The organism is Pseudomonas sp. DrBHI1, assembly GCF_002205115.1.
Taxonomy (GTDB): domain Bacteria; phylum Pseudomonadota; class Gammaproteobacteria; order Pseudomonadales; family Pseudomonadaceae; genus Aquipseudomonas; species Aquipseudomonas mosselii.
In genome coordinates this window covers 68,063-89,719 of the sequence record NZ_NIBE01000049.1, presented here as the reverse complement: position 1 = coordinate 89,719, position 21,657 = coordinate 68,063, and the positions used below count along the sequence as shown (strand labels likewise).

General features: G+C 66.4%; 19 protein-coding genes and 2 pseudogenes. 5 read left to right on the top strand and 16 right to left on the bottom strand.

Annotated features, from left to right (window positions below; all coding sequences use genetic code 11):
- Positions 1 to 335: 335 nt before the first annotated feature.
- Positions 336 to 2,045, top strand: coding sequence for a ShlB/FhaC/HecB family hemolysin secretion/activation protein (locus CC207_RS08770; RefSeq protein WP_088851942.1), 1,710 nt, complete (start codon positions 336 to 338; stop codon positions 2,043 to 2,045).
- 38 nt (positions 2,046 to 2,083) lie between these two features.
- Positions 2,084 to 6,304, top strand: coding sequence for a hemagglutinin repeat-containing protein (locus CC207_RS08765; RefSeq protein WP_088851941.1), 4,221 nt, complete (start codon positions 2,084 to 2,086; stop codon positions 6,302 to 6,304).
- Between the two features lie 254 nt (positions 6,305 to 6,558).
- Here the strand turns inward: CC207_RS08765 and glsB are convergent, their stop codons facing one another.
- The 8 genes and pseudogenes from glsB to CC207_RS08730 all read right to left on the bottom strand — a co-directional run bounded on the left by glsB (position 6,559) and on the right by CC207_RS08730 (position 12,409).
- Positions 6,559 to 7,476: a glutaminase B gene (gene glsB, locus CC207_RS08760; protein WP_028691427.1), complete on the bottom strand. Its 918-nt coding sequence runs from the start codon at positions 7,474 to 7,476 to the stop codon at positions 6,559 to 6,561.
- Between the two features lie 148 nt (positions 7,477 to 7,624).
- On the bottom strand, positions 7,625 to 8,131 hold the full coding sequence (locus CC207_RS27465) for a GNAT family N-acetyltransferase (protein WP_256582051.1): 507 nt from the start codon (positions 8,129 to 8,131) through the stop codon (positions 7,625 to 7,627).
- Positions 8,132 to 8,140: 9 nt separating this feature from the next.
- Positions 8,141 to 8,698 (bottom strand): annotated as a pseudogene (locus CC207_RS27460) (HD domain-containing protein); the annotation flags it as partial.
- A gap of 25 nt (positions 8,699 to 8,723) precedes the next feature.
- On the bottom strand, positions 8,724 to 9,893 hold the full coding sequence (locus CC207_RS08750) for a MerR family transcriptional regulator (RefSeq protein ID WP_028691428.1): 1,170 nt from the start codon (positions 9,891 to 9,893) through the stop codon (positions 8,724 to 8,726).
- 144 nt (positions 9,894 to 10,037) lie between these two features.
- Positions 10,038 to 10,817, bottom strand: a complete 780-nt coding sequence (locus CC207_RS08745; RefSeq protein WP_088851939.1) for an ATP-grasp domain-containing protein — start codon at positions 10,815 to 10,817, stop codon at positions 10,038 to 10,040.
- A gap of 42 nt (positions 10,818 to 10,859) precedes the next feature.
- Positions 10,860 to 11,513: an HD domain-containing protein gene (locus CC207_RS08740; protein ID WP_088851938.1), complete on the bottom strand. Its 654-nt coding sequence runs from the start codon at positions 11,511 to 11,513 to the stop codon at positions 10,860 to 10,862.
- 95 nt (positions 11,514 to 11,608) lie between these two features.
- A complete protein-coding gene (locus tag CC207_RS08735) occupies positions 11,609 to 11,992 on the bottom strand; it encodes a tautomerase family protein (protein ID WP_088851937.1) in 384 nt (127 codons plus the stop codon).
- A 99-nt stretch (positions 11,993 to 12,091) separates the two neighbouring features.
- Positions 12,092 to 12,409, bottom strand: a complete 318-nt coding sequence (locus CC207_RS08730) for a hypothetical protein (RefSeq protein ID WP_088851936.1) — start codon at positions 12,407 to 12,409, stop codon at positions 12,092 to 12,094.
- Positions 12,410 to 12,614: 205 nt separating this feature from the next.
- On the opposite strand from CC207_RS08730, the gene bla reads away from it, so the two are divergent.
- A complete protein-coding gene (bla, locus tag CC207_RS08725) occupies positions 12,615 to 13,490 on the top strand; it encodes a class A beta-lactamase (protein ID WP_088851935.1) in 876 nt (291 codons plus the stop codon).
- Positions 13,491 to 13,538: 48 nt separating this feature from the next.
- Here bla and CC207_RS08720 read toward each other — a convergent pair whose 3' ends face one another.
- From CC207_RS08720 to CC207_RS08700, 5 genes and pseudogenes are all read right to left on the bottom strand, one after another.
- A complete protein-coding gene (locus CC207_RS08720) occupies positions 13,539 to 14,402 on the bottom strand; it encodes a sensor domain-containing diguanylate cyclase (RefSeq protein ID WP_028691434.1) in 864 nt (287 codons plus the stop codon).
- A 245-nt stretch (positions 14,403 to 14,647) separates the two neighbouring features.
- The gene (locus CC207_RS08715) at positions 14,648 to 15,688 is read right to left on the bottom strand and encodes a hypothetical protein (RefSeq protein ID WP_062360984.1); all 1,041 of its coding nucleotides are present in this window, start codon (positions 15,686 to 15,688) and stop codon (positions 14,648 to 14,650) included.
- A 126-nt stretch (positions 15,689 to 15,814) separates the two neighbouring features.
- A pseudogene (locus tag CC207_RS08710) lies at positions 15,815 to 16,031 on the bottom strand (ArsB/NhaD family transporter); the annotation flags it as partial.
- 185 nt (positions 16,032 to 16,216) lie between these two features.
- The gene (locus tag CC207_RS08705; RefSeq protein ID WP_088851934.1) at positions 16,217 to 16,597 is read right to left on the bottom strand and encodes a hypothetical protein; all 381 of its coding nucleotides are present in this window, start codon (positions 16,595 to 16,597) and stop codon (positions 16,217 to 16,219) included.
- A gap of 204 nt (positions 16,598 to 16,801) precedes the next feature.
- Complete coding sequence (locus CC207_RS08700; RefSeq protein ID WP_062360986.1) at positions 16,802 to 17,266, bottom strand: DUF1348 family protein; 465 nt, start codon at positions 17,264 to 17,266, stop codon at positions 16,802 to 16,804.
- Between the two features lie 182 nt (positions 17,267 to 17,448).
- Here CC207_RS08700 and CC207_RS08695 point away from each other — a divergent pair, with 182 nt between their 5' ends.
- On the top strand, positions 17,449 to 17,640 hold the full coding sequence (locus CC207_RS08695) for a hypothetical protein (RefSeq protein WP_069017408.1): 192 nt from the start codon (positions 17,449 to 17,451) through the stop codon (positions 17,638 to 17,640).
- A gap of 1 nt (position 17,641) precedes the next feature.
- Here the strand turns inward: CC207_RS08695 and CC207_RS08690 are convergent, their stop codons facing one another.
- The 3 genes from CC207_RS08690 to dkgB form a co-directional block, all read right to left on the bottom strand.
- On the bottom strand, positions 17,642 to 18,283 hold the full coding sequence (locus CC207_RS08690; RefSeq protein ID WP_069017409.1) for a YceH family protein: 642 nt from the start codon (positions 18,281 to 18,283) through the stop codon (positions 17,642 to 17,644).
- Positions 18,284 to 18,427: 144 nt separating this feature from the next.
- The gene (locus CC207_RS08685; protein WP_088851933.1) at positions 18,428 to 19,609 is read right to left on the bottom strand and encodes an MFS transporter; all 1,182 of its coding nucleotides are present in this window, start codon (positions 19,607 to 19,609) and stop codon (positions 18,428 to 18,430) included.
- A 56-nt stretch (positions 19,610 to 19,665) separates the two neighbouring features.
- Positions 19,666 to 20,469, bottom strand: coding sequence for a 2,5-didehydrogluconate reductase DkgB (gene dkgB / locus CC207_RS08680; protein ID WP_028691441.1), 804 nt, complete (start codon positions 20,467 to 20,469; stop codon positions 19,666 to 19,668).
- A 309-nt stretch (positions 20,470 to 20,778) separates the two neighbouring features.
- On the opposite strand from dkgB, the gene CC207_RS08675 reads away from it, so the two are divergent.
- A complete protein-coding gene (locus CC207_RS08675; protein ID WP_062574440.1) occupies positions 20,779 to 21,639 on the top strand; it encodes a GyrI-like domain-containing protein in 861 nt (286 codons plus the stop codon).
- Positions 21,640 to 21,657: the final 18 nt, after the last annotated feature.

Below are 21,657 nucleotides of genomic sequence, written 5' to 3'. Positions count from 1 at the left end.
AAAGTTTAACCAGCAGGTCACGTACGACTAAAGTCCGGTGTCTCTCACTCGTTTCTACAAGTACCGTGGGGCCAGACAGTCATCAAGTTCGATTGTTGGACAATTAGATCTCGTCAACCCCTTTACCCGCTCTGCCACGGGCTAGCCAGTGACCATGCGGTCATGCCTGGCGCCATGTGGTAATTAGCAGTCGTTAACTTTTCCGCGAGCGTTTCAACAAACAACGCTCAACTTTCTAAAGTTATTGCGCGTGTGCCGATAACCCTCGGTGACCGTGCCGGGAAGTTCCAAGTACTGCGATTCTCGCTGTGCCTTTGCCTGCGAATGGGTGTTGTATGTCGTACCTGTCTGCTGTTGATCGTCGTCAATTAACGCTGTCTGTCGCATTGGCTTGCCTGTGTGTTGGCAACCTGCATGCCGAGACATTTACGCCCGGTCAGGAAGTGCTGCGCCAACAACAACAGCAGCAACACGACCTGCAGCAACTGCAGTTGGAACAACGCCGCCGGCAACTGCAACGCGGTGCATTCACCGCACCCGACAACACTGCGCAGACACCCAAGGCCTCGGCTGCGGATGCGCGCTGCTGGCCGCTGGCCGGGGTGCGCATCGGCGGTGTCACGCTGATCGACCGTGCCACCCTCGATGCCCGCATCGACCCGCTGGTGGCCGCGTGCATGGGCGTGGGGCAGATCAACCAGCTGCTGGCGGGCATCACCGCGCTGTACCTGGAAAAGGGCTATATCGCCAGCCGCCCCTACCTGAGCAGCGCCCCGACGGCCGGGCAGTCGCTGGACATCCTGGTGGACGAAGGCTACCTGGAGGCCATCGAGCTGGCCGACCAGCGCCTGCCGGTGTCCCTGGCCGGGGCCTTCCCCGGCATGCTCGGCGAGCCGCTGAACCTGCGCGACCTGGAGCAGGGCCTGGACCAGCTCAATCGCCTGCGTTCGGTAGACCTCAGTGCCGACATCGCCCCCGGCAGCCAGCCGGGCGCCTCGCGGATCATCCTGCGCCCGCGCAGCGCCGGCCAGCCACGGGTTTCCGTGGGCCTGGGCCTGGACAATCTCGGCAGCGCCAGCACTGGCCGTGACCGCAGCGTGTACAGCCTGAGCCTGGACAATCCGCTGGCGCTCAACGACCTGCTCAGCCTGTCGGCCAGCGACACCCTCAACCAGGGCGATCGCTACAGCCGCAATGCCAGCCTGTACTACGCCATTCCCTATGGGTACTGGACCTTCAGCCTGTTCGCCAGCCATGCCGAGTACCGCTCGCCGATCAAGCTCAGCACCTTGACCCTGCACAGCACCGGCATCACCGATCAGCTCAGCCTGCGCGGCGAGCGCGTGCTGTGGCGCGACCAGCGCCATCAACTGAGCGCCAGCCTGCAACTGGCGCACAAGGACGTCGACAGCGAATTCGCCAAGGTCCGCCTGGATGTGCAGAGCCCGACGCTGACGGTGGCCGAAGCCGGGCTCAACCTGTTCTGGCTCGACAGCGCGGTGTGGAACCTGGACCTCAACTACGCCCAGGGGCTGCACTGGTTTGGCGCCGACGACGATGCCGATCGGCCAGTGCCCGACCTGCCCATGGCGCAGTTTCGCAAGTACCGCGCCGGCCTCGGCCAGTGGCGCAATGGCCACCTGCTGGGCCAGGCCTGGCAGTGGCAGAGCCAGCTCAACCTGCAGTACAGCCCCGACCCGCTGCCGGCCATCGAGCAGTTGCTCGGTACCGACGATTCCGCCGTGCGCGGCTACCGCCTCAGCAGCCTGTCCGGGGCCAGCGGCGCGGTGTGGCGCAACACCCTGCGCCTGCCGTTGCAGCCCCAGGGGCCGCTGACCATCACCCCGCGGCTGGGGCTGGACCACGGCTGGATCAAGGCCGACCACGGCGCCGCCAGCCAGCGCCTGAGCGGCGCGAGCCTGGGCCTGAACCTGAGCTGGAAGGCCCTGCAGCTGGATGTCGACTACCAGCGCAGCCTGACCACCCCCAGCGGTTACCACCGCGAGCCCGAAGTCTGGCTGTTCAGGGCCGCCGTGCAGATTTGAGCGCACCGAATTAGCAGTACCGACATGGAGAGTGACCTATGCCCAAGACCCCTTTTACCTTCAACCTGTCCCCGCAAGGCAAGCTGCGCTGGGCGATAGCCAGCCTGTTCCTGGCCGCGAGCCTGCCCCAGGCGCTGGCCAGCGGCGTCGTGGTCGCCCCCGGCCCCGGGGGCACGGCACAGTTGCAGACCCAGGGCGGCGTGCCCATCGTCAATATCGTCGCGCCCAACGGCGCGGGCCTGTCGCACAACCAGTTTCTCGACTACAACGTCGACCGCCAGGGCCTGGTGCTGAACAACGCCCTGCAGGCCGGCCACTCGCAGCTGGCCGGTGAGCTGGCGGCCAACCCGCAGTTCCAGGGCCAGGCGGCGAGCGTGATCCTCAACGAAGTGGTCAGCCGCAACGCCTCCGCCATCAATGGCGCACAGGAAATCTTTGGCCGCGCCGCCGACTACGTGCTGGCCAACCCCAACGGCATTTCGGTCAACGGCGCCAGCTTCATCAACGCGCCCAATGCCAGCCTGGTGGTGGGCCGCCCTGAACTGGACGCGGGCCGGCTCAAGGCCCTGGGCACCCAGGACGCCAGCGGGCAGTTGCAGGTGCAGGGCGCCGGCCTGCGCAACGATGGCGGCTCGGTCAACCTGATCGCCCCGCGCATCGACAGCCAGGGCCGTCTGGATGCCCGTGACCAGCTCAAGCTCACCGTGGGCCGCAACCAGGTGGACTACGCCAGCGGTCAGGTCCAGGTCGTCGACCGCGGCGCGGCCAGTGGCGAGCAGCGTATCGATGCCAGCCTGTTCGGCGCGATGCAGGCCGGACGCATCAATATCGTCAGCACCGCACAAGGTGCCGGGGTGCGGGTTGGGCCGGGGCAGGTCGACGGCCGCGACGGCGTGCGCATCGACTCGGCGGGAGACCTGAACGTCAGCGGCGCTGCCGTGGCCGACTCGCTGGAAGCGACCCGTGCCGGCGTGCGCAGCAGCCAGGGTGATGTCGAACTGCGTGGCGCCCAGGACCTGACCCTGGCCGCCGCCGACGTGGCCGGGCGCGATGTGAAGCTCGACGCCGGACGCAACCTCACCCTGAGCACCGTGCAAAGCCGCAAGCTCCAGGAAAAACGCGAGAACTGGCGCAGCGGCGCGCTGGGCATCGACTGGGAGACCTACCAGCGCACCCAGACCGACAGCGACACCCGCGAGCACGCCACCCGGGTCGTGGCCCAGCGTGATGCCGGGCTGCACGCCGGCCAGGATCTCACCCTCAGCGCCGCCAGCCTTGAGGCGCCCGGCAAGCTGAGCCTGGACAGCGGCGCCGACCTGCGTCTGACCGCCGCCACCGAGCGCCAGGTGCAGACCGACCAGGGCAAACACACCAAGGGTTTCTGGAAGGCCGACTGGGACAACCGCAACGAAACCCAGCGCAGCGTCACCAGCCAGCTCAAGGGGGGCGACATCGCACTGCACGCCAAGGCCTCGGTGCTGGCCGAAGGTGCCCAGCTGACCAGTGGCCAGGACATCCGCATCGCCGGCAAGCAGGTGCAGATCAGCAACGCCTCGCGCACCGACCAGCGTGACAGCCAGAACCAGCAGAGCAAGTTCTTCGGCGTCAGCCACAACGAAGCCAAGCAGAACAGCCGGGAAAGCACCGCGGTGCGCAGCGAGCTGGTGGCCGGTGGCAGCGTCGGCCTGAGCAGCGCCGAGGGCATCGACGTGGTCGGCTCGACGGTCAAGGCCAGCGGTGCGCTGAACGCTGATGCCGCGGGCGATCTGAAGGTCGCCTCGGCCCAGGACACCCGCGAGCACAACAGCGCCAGCAGCAGCCGTGGCTTCGTTGCGTCGGCCAAGGAGACCGCGCCGGGCTCCGGGCAGTATCGTGCTGGCATCGGCTATGTGAGCGACCGCCAGAGCGCCGCTGGCAGCCAGGTCAGTCAGCAGGGCTCCAGCCTCAGCGGCAGCGAAGTTCAGTTGACCGCCGGCGGTGACCTGAGCGTCAAGGGCGCCGCGGTGAAGTCCACCGCGGGCGATACCACCCTGGCCGGCAAGCAGGTGTCGCTGCTGGCCGAGCAGGACAGCCGCAGCGAGACCCGCGACAGCAGCCACACCGGCGGTGGCGTCTACCTCACCGCTGGCCTCGACCGTGCCGGCGCCGGGGTCGATTTCGCCCATGGCACCCAGCAGGACGCCTCGAGCAGCACCACGGCGAAGACCACCGGCCTCGACAGCGCCGGCAGCTTGAAAATCAAGGCCGACACACTGGCCAGCGAAGGCGCGCAGGTGAACAGCGCCGGTACCCTGAGCATCAGCGCAGGCCAGGTAGACAACCGCGCGGCCCGCGACACCACCAACACTAGCCATCAGCAGAGCAGCTGGACGGCGGATGTCGGTGTCAACGTCGAGTACAAGGACATTGCCCGGCCGATCGCCGGGGCGGTCAAGGATGTGGTGGACGGCAAGGTGTCGGTCAAGGATGCGCTCGACGGCAAGCTGCCGCTTAATGACGTCAAGGACGTGCTGGACGGCAAGACTTCGCTGACCGCCGCCCTGGGCAAGCTTGGCACGCCGAACCTGGGCGTCGACCTGGCCGTGGGCCATGCCAGCCAGCAACAGGGCGAGCAGACCGGCACCGCGGTGGTCAGCCAGTTCAATGGCCAGGGTGTGCAACTGGACGTGGCCGGTGCGCTGAAGGACCAGGGCACCCGCTACAACGCCAACGGCGGCGCGCTGGACATCAAGGCCGGTTCGCTTCAGGCCGACGCGGCCAGCAACACCCACAGCCGCAGCGAGCAGCAGGTGAACGCCGATGTGTCCGCCCGGATCTACACCAAGACCGGCGAAGACCTCAACGTGACCGCCAATGGTTCCGGTGGCAGCAAGCACTTGAGCGAAGATACATCCACTGCCGTGGTCGGTACTTTCAGTGGCAGCCAGGGCCTGAACATCCAGGTCGGTGGCGATGCCCGCTTCGAAGGCAGCCGCCTCGACGGTGGCCAGGGCGCGGTGGCGGTCAACACTGGCGGCAAGCTGGCCCTGGACCAGGCCAGCAACCAGGCGCGTCGCGACACCGGCAGCCTCGGTGGCAGCGGTTCGTTGACCGTGGGCACCTTGCCGGTGGGCGACAAGGTCGACCTGGGCGCTGGGTTCCAGCTCGACCATGCCGGCGAGCACAGTGTCGACAGCAAGGCCCAGGTGGCGAGCATCAGCGGCAACGGCCCGGTGCGACTGGGCAGTGGTGGCGACCAGACCCTGCAGGGCACGCGCATCGACGCGAACGGCCCGGTCGAACTCAAGGCCGGTGGCGCCCTCGACCTGCAGGCCGCCAGCGACACCCGGACTGTCAGCGGCAGCCATCTGGGCGGCGGCCTCAACCTCGGCGGCAAGGCTGCCACCGGTGAGCAAGGCCGTGATCTGAGCGGCAAGCTGGGCGGCAGCTTCAATGTGGGCCAGACCAGCGAACGCGCGCAGACCCTGGCCGGCGGCCAGCTGAACAGCCATGGCAACGTGGACCTGGCCGGCCAGTCGGTGCATCTGCAGGGTACGCAGGTCGGTGCCACGGGCGTCAACGCCAGCGCAGGCGAGGGTGGCCTGGCGCTGGAGTCGGCGCAGTCCACTCAGGCCCGCACCAACTGGGGCGTCGAGGTGAAGGCCGGGAGCAACCTGAGCCGCACTACGCCGGCGGACGCGGGGCAAGAGGTCAGCTCGTCCCATGACTTCGACCTGGGCGGCAAGGTGCAGGTGGACCATCTGCAGGCCACCACCCAGCAGAACAGCCATATCACCGCTGGCGATGTGACCCTGAACAGTGCCGGTGCGGCGCAACTCAGCGGCGCACGGGTCGACGGCCAGCAGGTCGGCGGCAAGCTGGCGGGCGGGTTGACGGTCGCGGAACGCCAGGACACCACCACCTCGGTACGGGTCGATCTGGGCGCGGGCCTGGCCGGCAAGCCGGGCGAGGCGAAGGAGGGCCAGGAGAAACCAGGCTTCGACTACACGCCGTCGTTCAATGCCCAGGGCGAGTTCGTGCGCAAGGCCGGGGTTACGCAGGCTTCGGGCATCTCGGCACAGCGTGGGCTGGGTCTGCAGGTCAAGGGTGTGGAGCAGGGCGGTACCACGCTCGGTGCCGATGTGAAACCGCTCGGCTACCAGGTCAAGGCCACCCTCGACCTGCCCAAGCTGCCTGAAGCCGGTCTGCCCAGCGTGTCGCTGGATGACGGCAAGCTGAAGGTCGGGCCGGTGACGGTCGAAGGGCGTATCGAAGGCTGAACGTCTTCCATTCACACCAATGAGGTCCGGGGCGCTTTGCGCCCCTTTTTGTTGGTTGAAACTCTAAGCTTCGTACGAAAAAACGATGGGTGGGGGTGAGCCCTTGGGCCTGGCGCGAGAGCTGTAGGAGCGAGCTAGCCTCGCGATAGCACAGGACCAGGCCGTACCATGGGCGCATCTGACTCCAGCGCGGGGCAAACCCGCCCCCACGCAGTTTGTGTATGCAGTCCAGTGCCTGCCTGCAACAACCTCGCTCAGACCGCCGAGAACACCGACCCGGTCATTCGCTCGCTCAGCAGCTCCAGCGCCCGCAGCCCTGCCAGCGAGTTGCCCGAGGCGTTCAGCGCCGGCGACCACACGCAGATGCTGTAGCGCCCCGGCACCACCGCGACGATGCCGCCGCCCACGCCGCTCTTGCCTGGCAGGCCGACCCGGTAGGCGAAGTTGCCGGCCTCGTCATACAGCCCGCTGGTGGCCATGATCGCGTTGACCTGTTGCGCCTGGCGCGGGCTGAGCACCTGCTCGCCGCTGTGCGGGCAGTAGCCGCTGTTGGCCAGGAAGGCAAAGCCGCGGGCCACGTCGGCGCAGCTCATCGACAGCGCGCAGTGATGGAAGTAGCTGCGCAGCACCGCATCGACATCGTTGTGGAAGTTGCCGAAGGCCTGCATCAGGTAGGCCATGGCCGCGTTGCGCGCGCGGTGCTGGTATTCCGACTCGGCCACCACCGTGTCGCTGACGATGCGCGGGTTGGCCGCCAGGCGGCGGACGAAGTCGCGCATCGACAGGGTGGGGGTGGCATAGCGCGACTGGTTGATGTCGCAGATCACCAGCGCCCCGGCATTGATGAACGGGTTGCGGGGCCGGCCTTTCTCCACCTCCAGCTGCACCAGCGAATTGAACGCCTGGCCCGACGGCTCGTAGCCCAGCCGCGACCAGATGTCCTCGCCGCTGTGGTTGATCGCCTGCACCAGGCTGAACACCTTGGAGATGCTCTGGATCGAGAACGGCGTGTGCGCATCGCCCGCGCAGTGCAGCTGGCCGTCCAGGCTCTGCACGGCGATGCCCAGCTGGTTCGGGTCGACCTGGGCGAGGGCGGGGATGTATTGCGCCACCTGGCCCTGGACGAGCAGGGGGCGGACGTGGTCGAGGATCTCTTGCAGGAGTGCTTGCATCGGGAAACCTGGTGCGAAGGGAAGGCGCGATCGAAACGTTCAGGTAGACGATGGTCGCTGGCTGCGGAGCACATTTGTTCGTGTCGGCTCGCGGGGTGATGCGCAACCTCCGGGAGCGGGGCAAGCCCGCTCCTGCAGTGACCGCGTTTTACGCGTTGGAGGTTGCCTCGAACGCCGCGCAGTACTGCACGCTGCCCTGCGCCACATCACCGCTGAAGGACAGGGCCTGGAAGTATTCGGCCGGTACGCCCGGCAAGCTCAGGCCCGGCTGGGCCTTGAAACCGAAGCGGCTATAGTACCCCGGGTCGCCCAGCACCACGCAGCCCTGGCCACCCAGCCCGTGCAGGCGGGCCAGCGCGGCGTTGATCAGCGCCGAGCCGATGCCCTGGCCCTGACGCCGCGGCAGCACCGAGACCGGCCCCAGCCCGTACCAACCCTCGGCACCCGACGACAGCGTCACCGGGGAGATCGCCACATGGCCGACGATGACGCCGGCCTCCACGGCCACCAGCGATACCGTGAGCGCTCCGGCCTGACGCAGGGCGCTGACGATGAACTGCTCGGTGTGGCTGCTGTGTTCGGCGTTGGCAAAGGCGGCTTCGGTCAGCCGGCCGATCGTGGTGGCGTCCTCCGGGCGCTCGTCGCGCAGGCTGATGCCATTGTCGAGATGCCGGCGCGTGTCGGCGTCGATCAGGCCGCGCAGGGCCTCGAACAGCGGCGTGGCGGCAGTGTAGCGCTTGCCGTAGTCGAGGTTGAAGGCATAGTCGAAGCCCGGAGGATTGCGCCCCTGGTTGTGCTGCAGCAGGGTCTCCAGCTTGTCGAGGGCCTTGACCGCCTGTGCCTCGGCCGAGGTGGCGGCCTCGTACTCCTCCCACAACGCCATGATCTCGTCGCGCAGGGCGGCGTCCAGACTCGCCATCAGTTGCAGCAGGTCTTCGCGTTCCTGCCGGCTCTTGTCGGGGAAGCCCTGTTTGCTGACGGCCGGGACGTCGCCGCTGATGGCCTCGCCCAGGTCGTGGACCAGGCACATCTTCAACACCTTGAGCAGATCGAGGTCCCCCAGTTCGTCGGCGAAGGTGATGGCCATCAGGCACAGCCGCCAGGTGTGCTCGGCGGTGCTCTCGGCGCGGCCGCTGGAGGTGTGGGCGCTGCGGATCACGCTCTTGAGTTGTTCGGCCTGGCGCAGGAAGGCGAGGCGGTTCTGCAGTTTTTCGATGTTCATGGTGGCTCCATGTCCTGGGGCGGGTTCAGCGCGTCTGCATGACGAACAGATGATACCCATACTCGCCCAGGTGGTTTTCGTGGATCTTGAGTTCGCGGCGGATGTCGGCCAGGGCCTGGGAGGCGAAGGTCTCGTTCGCCAGGCTGGCCACGCGTGCGCGCAGCGGCTCCAGATAGTTGGCCCAGGCCTGCGCGCTCAAGGGGAAGTGCGACAGGGTGCGATAGCCCAGGCGGGCGATGGCGGCCAGGCGCGTGTCGACGCTGTGCAGGTCGGGGTAGGCGGTCTGCCAGAACGCCTCGGCCGCAGGGGCGAGCCTGTCGGCCACCCGCACCAGGTCGCTGACGACCAGGTAACCCTGGGGCTTGAGGAAGGTACGCCAGTACGCCAGGGCGTTGTCGAAGCCCATGATGTAGGCGCAGCCCTCGGCCCAGATCGCGTCGAAGTGCCGAGGCGCGAACGGCAGCTGGGTCATGCTCGCGCAAATCGGCGTGACCCGTGCCTGCAGGCCCTTGTCGAACAGGGTCGCCCGCAGGCAGCCAAGGCTGTGCTCGTCGTTGTCCAGCGCAGTGATGTGCGCCTGGCTGTGTTCGGCCAGCAGCACGCTGGAGGTGCCACGGCCGCAGCCGATGTCCAGCAGTGTCGCGGGGGCGTGGGGCAGGGCGTGCAGTGCTTTGAGTGAGTCCTCTGGCGACCCTGGGCCAAGGTGCTCAAGGCCCTCGAAGAGGCGTTCGAAGTCGGCCATGTAGCGGTCGTGTTCGTTCATGTCGCGGGACAGCCATTTCAGGCGCAGGGCCTGCTTCTCATTGAATCCTTGCCGGCGCAGCCACGCCAGGTGGGCGCCGGGCGCCTGCTGCTCGAGGGCCTCGTGCCAGGGGCGCATGGACGACATGCCGAGCATCGCCGCCAGCAGGTCACGCGAGCGTTGCCGGGCGGCGATCTCTTCGTCCAGGGTGTGCAGGCGTTCGAGCAGGGCCGCGCGGTCCAGGCGCGCCTCCAGGCAGGCCTGGCACTCCTTCAGGCTCAGCCCGCCGGCCTGCAGTTGCTGCAACAGCCGCAGTTGCTGCAGGTCCTGCTCGCCGTAGGTGCGATAACCGTTGGCCTGGCGCCGCGAGGACACCAGTCCGAGTTTTTCGTAATAGAGCAGCGTGGAGCGGCTCAGGCCCACCTTCGCCGCCAATTCGGAGATGCGATACACCGGTCTTCCCCTCATGCAGTGGGGCGATGATGAACTATGAAGCTATAGACAGGTAAAGCGGGTTTCTAAAGAAACAGGCGTTTCTTGAGATCGGGGTTGCCTGTGATCACAGGCAGCGCCGGCGTGCTCTTGAAGGATGTTTTCTCAGCGGCTCTTCAACAGGCCCACGAAGCGCTTTGTGGGCCATTCCTTGAGGTCGGATACCTGGCCGTCGCCCAGCTCCACCAGCCGCAGCACGCCATCGGCGCGCATCACCGTGTCGACCGAGAAGAACGGGCTGTCGATCCGCTTTGCGCACTCTCGCACCAGCTCGGGCACCTTGCCATCCGCACCGTGGGCGCATCCATCGAGTACGAAGTAACGACGCTCGGTTTCCTCGAGGTAGCTTTCCCGCCGCCTGACGCAGATACCGCCCTCGACCTGGCCGCGGTATTGGCGCATTTGGGCCACCAGCGGCGCGATCTCCCGAGGGCTGTCCACCAGGCTGCCGTTGCCGGTGTTCAGCGATTTCACATAGTCCTTGATGAAATAGCCCGGCCATTGCAGGCCGGCGAGCGCCTGCTCGAAATCGGCGTCGTCGGGCAGTATCACCGTTTCGCTTGTATGCGCGGCCAGCAACGGGTACCACTGCGGCAGGTGATGACACTGCCGGTATTGCTCGGGACTGGTCAGCGCGACCGCGGTACAACCATGCAGCAGGTCGACCAGCACGGCGTAGGCCTCGGGCGTCAGCATCCAGCCCCGGTACAACATGCAATCGCCGGGATTGAGGGCGCGGGAGGTTTCGAGCAGACCGGCTTGAAGGGCTTCGAACGAGAACAACAGGGTGTCCAGTCCGGCCGCCAGCGCCGCGTTGTACTCCTCGGCGTACTGTTCATCGGGCTGTTTCAGGTTGAAGGGTTCGCAGGGATAGAGCAGTCGCATCGGGTTTGCTGTCCATGGCAAGGGTGGGAGGCGCAAAGGCTGTCAGTCTACCCCGATTTCCTCCATGAATTCGGCGAGGAACGACGCCAGCCGCTGATGCCTGAGCGCGGCCAGTCGCGCACCTTCGCCGGTCTGAAAGCCTGAGGCGAGCTTGAGCAGCTTGGTCGGGAAGTGCTCGATGGCGAAGCGGTTGTCGCGATAGTCCCGGCCTGCGGCGGTGGGGTTCTCGACGTCGTAGAGCGCCGACCCCGTGCGCCCGGCCACATAGAAGCAGCGGGCGATGCCGACGGCACCGATGGCGTCGAGGCGATCGCTGTCCTGGAGGATCTTCGCTTCCAGGCTCTGTGGCGGCAAACCTGCCGAGTAGCTGTGGGTCATCACTGCATGGGCCACCTGTTCGATGCGCGGTAGCGGCCAGCCCATGTCGGCGAGGATCGCGGCGGCGCGTTCGGCCGAAAGCGTCGAGGCCTGCGCACGCAGGGGCGAGTTCTTTTCCACCGCCACGCAATCGTGCAGCACGGTGGCGGCGAGCTGTACGTCGAGGTCGCCGCCTTCCTTGGCCTGGATACGCCGGACATTGCGCCAGACCCGTTGCAGATGGGCGAGGTCGTGGGAGCCGTCGTTACCGTCGGCGGGCAGATAGGACAGCAGTTGGGCCGCCAGGGCTTGCAAGTGGAAAAATGGCGCGCTTGCCATGAAAGGGTTCACCGATCAAAGGGAAGATTGAATTCTACGTTGGCGATTAGCGAAGCCGGAGCATTGTCATGCCGTTGTCCGGGTGCGGCCTTACCTCAACTGGCGTACTGGGCGATACCGTTGCCGAACGACCAGTTCTCCTTGTGCACCTCCACCAGGTTGATGAACACGTCCTGCGGTCGCACCCCGGCCTCGCGTTCGAAGCCTTCGGCGATGGCCTGGTACAGCGCCTTCTTCTGCTCCAGGGTGCGGCCTTCGTTGAGGGTGATCTGGATGAACACCTGGCCGTCGGAGCGTTGGATGCCCAGGTACTGTGGGTCGCTCACCAGGCGGTCGCCGTCGTGTTCGGTCAGGATCTGGAAATTGTCGTGCTCGGGCACATTGATCGTGCGCCGCATGCAGGCGTAGACGATCTGGCCGAGTGTGCGCAGATGGTTAGGGTCGGGGTGGCGCTTGATATCGATGCGTACCAGTGGCATGTGGACTCCTTGGACGATGGCCAGGCGAGACGCAGAAGCTGGTACGGCAGGATCAGGCATGAGCCCGGACAGGCGCCGGGCTCGGGAAGGCAACTACCGTTACTGTGGCAGCAGCTTGGAGGCGCGCTCGCTCGCGTTATTGAAGACCTCGATCAGCCTTTTCGCCAGGGCATCTTCGATGGCCGCTGCAGTGAGCAGGCCCTGGGTGAAACCGATGCCCTGGTCCTTGGCGACAGCCAGCAGCTGGCTGTTCTCTGCCTCGGCCATGTCGCCCAGGTAGTGGGCTGCACGATAGGCGTAGCGCTCGGGGAGTGTCAGCTGTTCGAGCTCCTTGAGCGAGAGGGCGAACTGGCTGGCGGCGGCGGGCTTCAGGCTGAGTTGCTCGAACTGGAGCAGGCTCAGGCGATCGGTAGTCAAGGCGAATCTCCGTTTCATTGCGGGAACACCCGGTTACTGTCCTGCCTTTTGCCGGTCAACGCAAGGGTGGCCAGGGCAGTGGCGCGAAAAGAATCCGCTTGCCCACGGCCTATGCTCGCCTGCCGGAGCGGTAAGGAGGTGCTTGGCTCGGGTGCTAAAACGTTCTAGCCTTCGCGTTTTGCTTATTTTCACAAGGGATGTCTGCATGATTCCAACCCTCAGCCGCCGCCGCGTGCTCCAGGGCGCGCTCGGCTGCTCGGCCCTGTTGACCTTGCCCGCCTGGGCGCACGATCCGCTGCGTCAGGCGATGCAACAGCTCGAGGCGGCCAGCGGCAGTACCATCGGCCTGTGGGCCCTGGACACCGGCAGCGGTCGGCAGCTGGCCTGGCGCGGCGAAGAGCGCTTCGCCTTCTGCAGCACCTTCAAGGCCGTCCTCGCCGGTGCCGTCCTGCACCGCAACGAGGCCGAGCCGGGCTTGCTGGCGCGGCGCATCGCCTATGGCGCCGAGCAGTTGGTGGTCTATTCACCGGTCACCGAAAAGCATGTCGGGCCCGGCATGACCGTCGCCGAACTGTGCGCCGCCGCCGTGCAGTACAGCGACAACACTGCTGGCAACCTGCTGCTCGAGCTGGTCGGTGGCCCGCCCGGGCTGACGGCGTTCGTCCGTGGCCTGGGCGATCCGACCTTCCGCCTCGATCGCAACGAGCCGACGCTGAACACCGCTTTGCCGGGCGATCCGCGTGACACCACGACGCCCCTGGCCATGGGCGTGACCTTGCAGCGCCTGCTGCTCACCGATGGCCTGCCCGCCGGCGCGCAACAACAGCTGCAGGCCTGGCTCAAGGGCAACACCACGGGTGATGCCCGTATTCGCGCCGGGCTGCCGAAGGACTGGGTGGTGGGCGACAAGACCGGTTCGGGCGACTATGGCGTGGCCAACGATGTCGCGGTCATCTGGCCCAAGGGCCGGGCGCCGTGGATCCTGGTGGTGTTCAGCCGTGGCACGAAACAGGATGCGCCGTGGAACAGCGAGACGATCGCGGCGGCGACGCGGGTGGTGGTGGAAGCCTGGAAGGGCTGAGCAAGTGTGCGGGCCACATCGCGGGCAAGACCAGATAACACCTGGCCATCACCCCACCCGCGCCCGCCGCCGCTTCTTGCGGTACATCTCGCCATCGGCATGGCTGAGCAGGGTGTCGGCATCCTCGCCATCGGTGGGGTAGCAGGCCACGCCGATGCTGCAGGACGGCATCCTGACGTCGCCGAACTCGGCGCCGAGCGGCTCCTCCATGACCATGGCGATCTGCTCGACCACCTCGTACACGGCGTCCTCCGACGGTACATCGGTCAGCAGCACGATGAACTCGTCGCCGCCGATCCGCGCCACGGTGTCCGCTTCCTGCACGCTGTCCTGCAGGCGTCGGGCGATGGTGCACAGCACGCGGTCGCCGGCCGCGTGACCGTGTACATCGTTGATACCCTTGAAGTCGTTGACGTCGAGGAACAGCAGGGCCAGCCGGCGCTGCTGCTGGCGGGCGGCGCGCAGGGCGGTGGCCAGGCGGTCGTTGAACAGCGAGCGGTTGGTCAGCTTGGTCAGCGGGTCATGATGGGCGAGAAAGCGCAGTTCCTGCTCGGCCTGGGTGAGGGCGGTGATGTTGCGGGCGACGCCGATCCGCGCGCCCACCTCGTCGGACCAGAAGGCCGCCCAGAGGATATGCACGATCTCGCCATCCTTGCGTACATAGCGGTTGCGAAAGTCGAAGTGCGGGGTGCCGTCCATGACCCGGGCGATCGAGGCGCGGGTGGTTTCCAGGTCATCCGGGTGCATGTAGCGGGTGATCGGGGTGCCGGTCAGTTCGTCGGCGCGGTAGCCGAGCAAGGCCTCGCAGGCGTTGCTCACGAATGCGATGGTGTCGTCCCGGTCGACCACGAACACGGTGTCCAGCATCAGGTGGATCAGCCTGGGGTAGAGCGCTTGCAGGTCGACGGGCATAGGGCAGAAGTGTCCGAAACGGGTAGCCCGGTCATGGTCCGATCACGCAGGGCGGCCGCGCGAGGTCCTGCAAGCCGCCGGGGGCCGCTCGCCGCGCCCGTGCAGCATACACAGGCTCGGGGGCGCGGCACACTACCTGTGGACAAGCAAACCGTCGGCAGCTTCAGCGCCCCTGCCAGGTCCGGGTCGCAGACCGTGACCGTCATGCCCCGATAGCATGGGGCAGACCGTCGCTCGGTGACGGCCTAGAGTTTCCAGCATCCGGCGAAGCGCTTGCAAACCCCTTCGCGTTGATCCAGTTCAGCCATGTTGCGCAAGTGTTCGAGGCTGATCTGCGCGATCGTCTCCTGCAGGACATAGTTGTAGTAGTAGGCCATGTCGCGCATGCGCTGGGCCTTGCTCGGCAGGCGCGCATCGTTGGTGCCACCGGCCCAGACCTGCAACTGCTCGTCGCGCACGCTGCGCAGGTAGGCGCGGCTGTCGGCGTCGTAGCGTTCCAGCGTGCGTGCCTTGAGGTTGGCGAGCGCCTCGGCAAAGGTTTGCAGGTTCTGCTGGTACTGCTGCCAGTAGGCCTCTGGCAGATCGAGGCCCAGTTCCCGCTTGCGCGCCGCTACCTGGACTTCGGGGGAAGCTTGTCGGGTGAGGGCGACGGCTTTGCGCAACGTGGTCAGTTGCTCCATCTCCGGGGTGACGCTGTCGCGGATGATGCTGTCGATCAACGCGGTGCGCTGGGCGGTGTCGGGCAGCGGTGTGGGTTGTTTCGGGAATAACGCCGAGGTACCCCAGCAGGCGCTCGGGATGGTGTCGATCATCGGATAGGGCTGGCGTTGGTCCTTGCCCTCGACCCGTTGCAGGCGCACCAGCGTTGCCTGGCAGTAGCCAGGCGACTGGTCGAAGCGCAGTTCATATTCGGAGCCTGCCTGCGGTGTCAGGGTGAACGAGGCCGAGCAGACCGTGTTGGCGCTCTGGGTGTTGGCGCGAACATGTATCGGCTGACCGGGTTCGAGGCGGATCTCGTAGTAACTGTTGCTGTTTGCCGGCGGCGGCACGCTCATGTCGGCCCGTCGGCGAGAGTCGGGCACGAACAGGTTGTTGAGGATGCCGCTGGTCCGGCCTTCACAGCGCGCGCTGTCGAACAGGTCGAGGGTGGCGCTGCCATTGCCCGAGATGTAGCGCAGCTTGGCTGCATCAGGGCGGGTGCTGTCGATGTAGGTGCCATTGATACTGCAGGCGCTGACCAGGGTGGACAGGGCGAACAGGGCAAGCAGGCGGGTGGCGGAGGGCATGATCGTCCGTGAGTGAGGCCGTGGGGGCGCCGATGCTAGGGCGATTCTGGCTACTCGTCCAGTGGGCCGAAGATGATCAGCCCACGGTAGTTGAGCGAACCGATGAGGCCAGGTGCTTTTGAGCGCCTACAGGCTTTCTCCGGCGTTCAGGATGCCGACCTTGAAGTAGTCGCCCCAGGTGACGCATATGCTCTTGCGCTCCAGTACGTGCAGCCAGAGCAGGGTGGCGAGGCTGCCGATGGGGGGGCTTGGGCCCCAGGTCGCAGCCGATGACATTGGCGTAGATCATCGCTTCGCGCACCAGGCCTTGGGCATCGCTGGCCTGGATCGACAGGGCACCGATGGTCTCGCCGGCGAGGCATTTGAATACCTCGGGGCGTGAGCATGATGATGGTCTATACATGTGGAAGGCCGAATATGCGGATTCCCATATGTGAATAGCAAGCCCGTCTGCGCGATGGCAGGGGTGTGGTTCAGGAGAGAGAGGCGAAGGTACTGCCTGCCCGAGGCAGGCAGCCTGTGAACTGTTCAGCGACGATAGTAGCGGTGGTCGTCGTCATAGCGATGACGCACGGCACGCTCGTGATGGCGCTCCCAGTAGCGTTGCCGTTGCATTTCCCGACGGTGCTGTTCCCGGCGCCATTGTTCTCGCCGCCACTGTTCCCGACGCCAGTCGTCGCGGTGGTCATGCCAGCGTTCGTCGTGCCGGTAGCGTTCGTCGTGGGCCAGCAGCGGTGCGGACGGCGTGCTGGCCAGGCTTGGCCAAGGGCGTTCGCTGGCCTGGCGGTCCGCCAGGTCGAGGCTGTGGGCGGGAGGTGTCGAAGTCTTCATGGGGGCGGCGGATGCCGAGCCTGCGGCCACAAGTGCGAACAGGCCAACGAGCAGCAGGCATGGGGCAGGGAAGTTCATGAGTGAAGACAACCTCTGATTGGCAATTGAAGGTGCGTTCGGTGGTTGCTGGAACAACCGTGGAGCGCACTCACCCAATAGACCGGGAAAACGGAAAAAGTTCTGGAGGCTGCGTACGACCTGTCTCGTCTGCTCGGTAATCCCGCTATGTGCCCGCCGGTTGTTCGGGGCCGTTGAGCGGCCCCGCAAATCCGGCGTCACTGTTCAGAAACCGAACTCGCTCAGCCCCGGATGATCGTCCGGGCGGCGCCCCAGCGGCCAGCGGAACTTGCGCTCGGCCTCGCTGATGGGCTGTTCGTTGATGCTGGCGTGGCGGTTGCGCATCAACCCGTCCTCGGCGAACTCCCAGTTCTCGTTGCCGTAGGCGCGGTACCACTGGCCGCTGTCGTCGCGGTACTCGTAGGCGTAGCGCACGGCGATGCGGTTGTCGGTGAAGGCCCAGAGTTCCTTGATCAGGCGGTATTCCAGCTCGCGGTTCCACTTGCGGGTGAGGAAGGCCTGGGCCTCTTCGCGGCTGGTGCAGAACTCGGCGCGGTTGCGCCAGTGGGTGTCGAGGGTATAGGCCAGGGCCACCTTGGCGGCGTCGCGGCTGTTCCAGCCGTCTTCGGCCAGGCGCACCTTCTCGATGGCGGTTTCACGGGTAAAGGGGGGCAGTGGTGGGCGGGACATCGTGGTCGTTCCTTGCAGGGAGTGGGTTTGCAGGACCGAGATTAGACCCATCGCAGGGCAGGGAGAATCGGTATACCGGGCACTTCATAATTGTCCTCGGAGGAACAATCCGGGCGGGAGTGTCAGGCCTGGCTGTCTATAGTTACCGCACAAGCGACCCCCAGCCCCACTGGAGCCCACTCATGACCCTGATCAGCCGCGAACCCTGGTGGCTCGTCCCGCCCAAGCCCGGGCAGACCGAGCAGGACCTGCACTGGGGCTACCTGGAAATCTACGCCGACGGCCGCACCGTGTTCGTCGACCAGCGCCCCAGTGAGCGGGAGCTGGCCGAACGCAAGAGCTGCCGTCACTTTCCCGATGCCGAAAAGCCCTGAGTCAACCTTCGAGTTGGGCCAGGCGTGCTTCCAGCGCCGCCACTCGGGCTTCCAGCGCCTCGATGCGCTCGTCCGCCGCGCTGGTGGAGCGGTGGCCGCCGTCCTGCTGGCGGGCGGCGAGAATCGCCTCGATCTCGGCCGGGTCGCCCAGGGCGTGGGTGTAGCGGTCTTCGCGCTGGCCGGCCTGGCGCGGCAGGTGCAGGGCCAGTTCGCGCGAGACCAGGCGCTCGAGCTGGTGCTGGACCTGATCGACGTCCTCGAAGGCGTACAGGCGGTTGCTGCGAGTCAGCAGCTCGCTGAGGGTCTGCGGGCCGCGCAGGAACATCAGCCCCATCAGCACCAGCTGCGCCGGCACCAACTCCAGGGCCTTGTCTACCCGCTGCTCCCAGCGATCGGCGCGGCTGCCCATCTGCAGGCGCGCCATCTCCTGGCTCTCCAGGTTGCGCAGCGCCTGGCCGACCTGGCCGGGCGTCAGGTTCATGACGGGTTCACGGCTGGTCTTCTGGTTGCAGGCCAGGACCAGGGCATTGAGGGTCAGGGGGTAGGTTTCCGGGCTGGTGGCCTGTTTCTCGATCAGCGAACCGAGCACACGGATCTCGATGCTGCTGAAACGGCCTTCGCCGATGGTTTCGTGTTCTGACATGGCCCTGTCTCGTTGCGAGGAAAAGGCCACTAGCCTAGGTAAAGCGTCGGGCTTAAGCAATCACTGCCGCCGTCGCGAGCCGGGCCTGCACGCATCACCCAGGGTATGAGTGATAGCGGAGCCGACCCGCTGCGGCGACAGCGATCAGGCAGTGCTGCCCAATGCCTGGTCGCTGGCCTTGCCGCGCCCGCCCAGCCACACCAGCAGCAAGCCGGTCGCGGCCAGCAGGCCACCGGCCATTGGCACCGCCGCATAGCCCAGGTCCAGGCTGATCACCGCGCCACCCAGGGCGGCGCCGACGGCATTGCCCAGGTTGAACGCGCCCACGTTGATCGACGACGCCAGCCCCGGCGCCTCGGCCGCGGCGGTCATCACCCGCATCTGCAGCGGTGGCACCACGGCGAAGGTGAACACGCCCCACACCAGCAGCGCCAGGGCGGCGCCGACATGGCTGCCCAGCACCAGCGGCATCAGCAGCATGATCGCCGCCAGCGCGCCGAGGAAGATCCGCGCGGCGCCGTCCAGCGACCAGTCGGCCAGCTTGCCGCCCAGGCTGTTGCCGAGGGTGAAGCCGACGCCGATCAGCACCAGGCCGAGGGTGACGAAACTGTCGGAGGCACCGGTCAGTTCGGCCAGCACCGGGGCGACATAGGTGTACAGGGTGAACATGGCGCCGGCACCCAGGACCGTGGTGGCCATGGCCAGCAGCACGTTGGGGCGGGCAATCACCGCCAGTTCCTTGCGCACATGGGGCACGCTGCCGCGCTCGCCCTTGGGCAGGGCGTACCACAGCGCCGCGATGGCCAGCACGCCGAGCACCGCGGTGCCAGCGAAGGCCATGCGCCAGCCGACCTGCTGGCCGAGCCAGGTGGCGGCCGGTACGCCGCCGATATTGGCGATGGTCAGGCCCATGAACATGGTGGCCACGGCACTGGCCTGCTTGTCCCGGGGCACAACGCTGGCGGCCACCACCGCGCCCAGGCCGAAGAAGGCGCCATGGTTGAGGCTGGTGATCAGGCGTGAAAGGAGCAGGGTGTAGTAGTCCGGCGACAGGGCCGAGAGCAGGTTGCCGAAGGTGAAGATGCCCATCAGCATCATCAGTGCGGCGCGCTTGCCGAAGCGGCTGAACAGCAACGTCATGATCGGCGCGCCGACCATCACGCCGATGGCGTAGGCGGTGATCAGCATGCCCGCGCTGGGAATGCTGGCGCCGACACCATCGGCGATCACCGGCAACAGGCCCATGGGCGTGAACTCGGTGGTGCCGATGCCGAAGGCGCCGATGGCCAGGGCGAACAGCACCCGTTTGGGGGAAAGCGTGCTCATTGGGAGCTCCGAAAAAGCGGTTGAGAACGGGGGTGGGCTTCCATGCCCGGTGCAGATCAGTCCCAGTTCGGCGCCAGGCCGTCCGGGCTGACTTCGCGGCCGTTGCGTTCCAGGGTGGCGATGCGCGCCATGTCGTCGGCGTCCAGGCGCAGGCTTTGGGCAAGCAGGTTGCTGGCCAGGTTCTCACGCTTGGTGGACGACGGGATCACCGCGTAGCCCAGTTGCAAGGCCCAGGCCAGGGCCACCTGGGCCACGGTGGCCTTGTGCTTGGCGGCGATCTGCGCCAGCAGCGGATCCTTCAGCACCTTGCCGTAGGCCAGGGTCATGTAGGAGGTGGTGGTGATGCCCTGCTCCTGGAGGAAGGCAGTCAGCTTGCGGTTCTGCAGGTACGGGCTGAGCTCGATCTGGTTGGTGGCGATCTCGCCCTGGCCGACCACGGCGATGGCCTGGCGGGTCAGCTCGATGTTGAAGTTGGAGATGCCGATCTGGCGGGTAAGACCCTGGTGCTTGGCCTCGGCCAGGGCCTGCATGTATTCGGGCAGCTCGACGCCGTTGCCTGGTGCCGGCCAGTGGATCAGCAGCAGGTCGACATGGTCGGTGCGCAGCTTGGCCAGGCTCTCGCGCAGGCTGGGGATGAGCTTGTCGGCGGCGTAGTGGTCGACCCAGATCTTGGTGGTGATGAACAGCTGGTCGCGCGGCACACCGCTTTCGGCAATGGCTTGGCCGACTTCGGCCTCGTTCTTGTAGATCTGCGCGGTGTCGATGGCGCGGTAGCCCAGCTCCAGCGCCGACTTGACCGAATCGATGACGGCCTGGCCGGTGAGGCGGAAGGTGCCCAGGCCGAAGGAAGGAATGCTCATGGATCTGCTCCTGTCGAGTGAGGGGATCGAAGCCCGGACAGTGGGGTGCGGGTTCGAACGAGTGAGCGCAGTTTGCGCCGTTCGGCGGGATTGATTAAGACGCCGGTGAGTCAAGGTCCTTTGACTTGGAGTCATGAATGGGAGGGTGGGTTGTGATTGGTGGCTAGGCAATAGGGGTATCAAGCAGGGGGATGCATCCGGCATCATGGCAAACCTGCAGGTGGTTGTGATTGAGCAAATGCGGCTAGGCAGGCCCGAGCGCGGATCGACGAAGCTGTGGCCTGCCGTATTTCCAGGAGCACACTGACCTTGCCCGTCAACGTTCATTACAAGACCCGCTTCGACGCCGTGCTCGCCTATATCCAGGACAACCTGGAAGGCGACCTGTCGGTGGAGGCCCTGAGCGCGGTGGCGCACTTTTCGGTGTTCCACTTCCATCGCCAGTTCAGCGCCTATGTGGGCGTGCCGGTTGCCCGCTACGTGCAACTGATGCGACTGCGTCGCGCGGCCCAGCGGCTGCTCGGCCAGCCAGGCCACTCGGTGCTGGCGGTGGCGCTGGAGGCGGGCTTCGAAAGCCCGGAAGCGTTCAGCCGGGCGTTCCGCCGGGCCTTCGGGCATGCGCCCAGCGCGTTCCGCCGCCGGCCTGACTGGCAGGTATGGAATACGGTGTTTGCCATTCCTCATTTTTCCAGGAGCATCACCATGCAGGTACGAATCGTCGATTTCGCCGCCGTGCGCCTTGCGGCGCTCGAGCACCGTGGGCCGGCCAATCGGGTCAGCGAGACCGTGCGCCACTTCATCGACTGGCGCATGAGCAGCGGGCAGTCGCCCGTGGCCAGCAGCCGCAGCTTCGGCATTCCCTACAACAATCCGGACACCACGGCGCCGGAAGACTTCCGCTTCGCCATCTGCGGGGAAATCCACGAGGCGGTGGCGCCGAACGCCCAGGGCGTGCGGGAGTCGAGCCTGCCCGCCGGACGCTGCGCGGTGGTGCGGCATGTCGGCTCGCCGGACCATATCGGCGAGACGATCTATCCGCTCTACCGCGACTGGCTGCCGGCCAGTGGCGAGGAATTGCGCGATCATCCGTTGTTCTTCCATTACCTAAGCATCTACCCGCAGACGCCGCTGGAGCAGTGGCAGACCGATATCTACGTGCCGTTGCGCTAAAGCACGGTCGGCCCCAAA

What these genes read in the sequence shown, in the direction of transcription:
- CC207_RS08695 (WP_069017408.1), top strand. Translation starts at nt 17,449, where the DNA reads ATGACCCTGATCAGCCGCGAACCCTGGTGGCTCGTCCCGCCCAAGCCC.
- CC207_RS08740 (WP_088851938.1), bottom strand. Translation starts at nt 11,513, where the DNA reads ATGGCAAGCGCGCCATTTTTCCACTTGCAAGCCCTGGCGGCCCAACTG.
- CC207_RS08770 (WP_088851942.1), top strand. Translation starts at nt 336, where the DNA reads ATGTCGTACCTGTCTGCTGTTGATCGTCGTCAATTAACGCTGTCTGTC.
- CC207_RS08685 (WP_088851933.1), bottom strand. Translation starts at nt 19,609, where the DNA reads ATGAGCACGCTTTCCCCCAAACGGGTGCTGTTCGCCCTGGCCATCGGC.
- CC207_RS08690 (WP_069017409.1), bottom strand. Translation starts at nt 18,283, where the DNA reads ATGTCAGAACACGAAACCATCGGCGAAGGCCGTTTCAGCAGCATCGAG.
- CC207_RS08765 (WP_088851941.1), top strand. Translation starts at nt 2,084, where the DNA reads ATGCCCAAGACCCCTTTTACCTTCAACCTGTCCCCGCAAGGCAAGCTG.
- CC207_RS08745 (WP_088851939.1), bottom strand. Translation starts at nt 10,817, where the DNA reads ATGCGACTGCTCTATCCCTGCGAACCCTTCAACCTGAAACAGCCCGAT.
- CC207_RS08705 (WP_088851934.1), bottom strand. Translation starts at nt 16,597, where the DNA reads ATGAACTTCCCTGCCCCATGCCTGCTGCTCGTTGGCCTGTTCGCACTT.
- CC207_RS08700 (WP_062360986.1), bottom strand. Translation starts at nt 17,266, where the DNA reads ATGTCCCGCCCACCACTGCCCCCCTTTACCCGTGAAACCGCCATCGAG.
- dkgB (WP_028691441.1), bottom strand. Translation starts at nt 20,469, where the DNA reads ATGAGCATTCCTTCCTTCGGCCTGGGCACCTTCCGCCTCACCGGCCAG.
- CC207_RS08735 (WP_088851937.1), bottom strand. Translation starts at nt 11,992, where the DNA reads ATGCCACTGGTACGCATCGATATCAAGCGCCACCCCGACCCTAACCAT.
- glsB (WP_028691427.1), bottom strand. Translation starts at nt 7,476, where the DNA reads ATGCAAGCACTCCTGCAAGAGATCCTCGACCACGTCCGCCCCCTGCTC.
- CC207_RS08715 (WP_062360984.1), bottom strand. Translation starts at nt 15,688, where the DNA reads ATGCCCTCCGCCACCCGCCTGCTTGCCCTGTTCGCCCTGTCCACCCTG.
- CC207_RS08720 (WP_028691434.1), bottom strand. Translation starts at nt 14,402, where the DNA reads ATGCCCGTCGACCTGCAAGCGCTCTACCCCAGGCTGATCCACCTGATG.
- bla (WP_088851935.1), top strand. Translation starts at nt 12,615, where the DNA reads ATGATTCCAACCCTCAGCCGCCGCCGCGTGCTCCAGGGCGCGCTCGGC.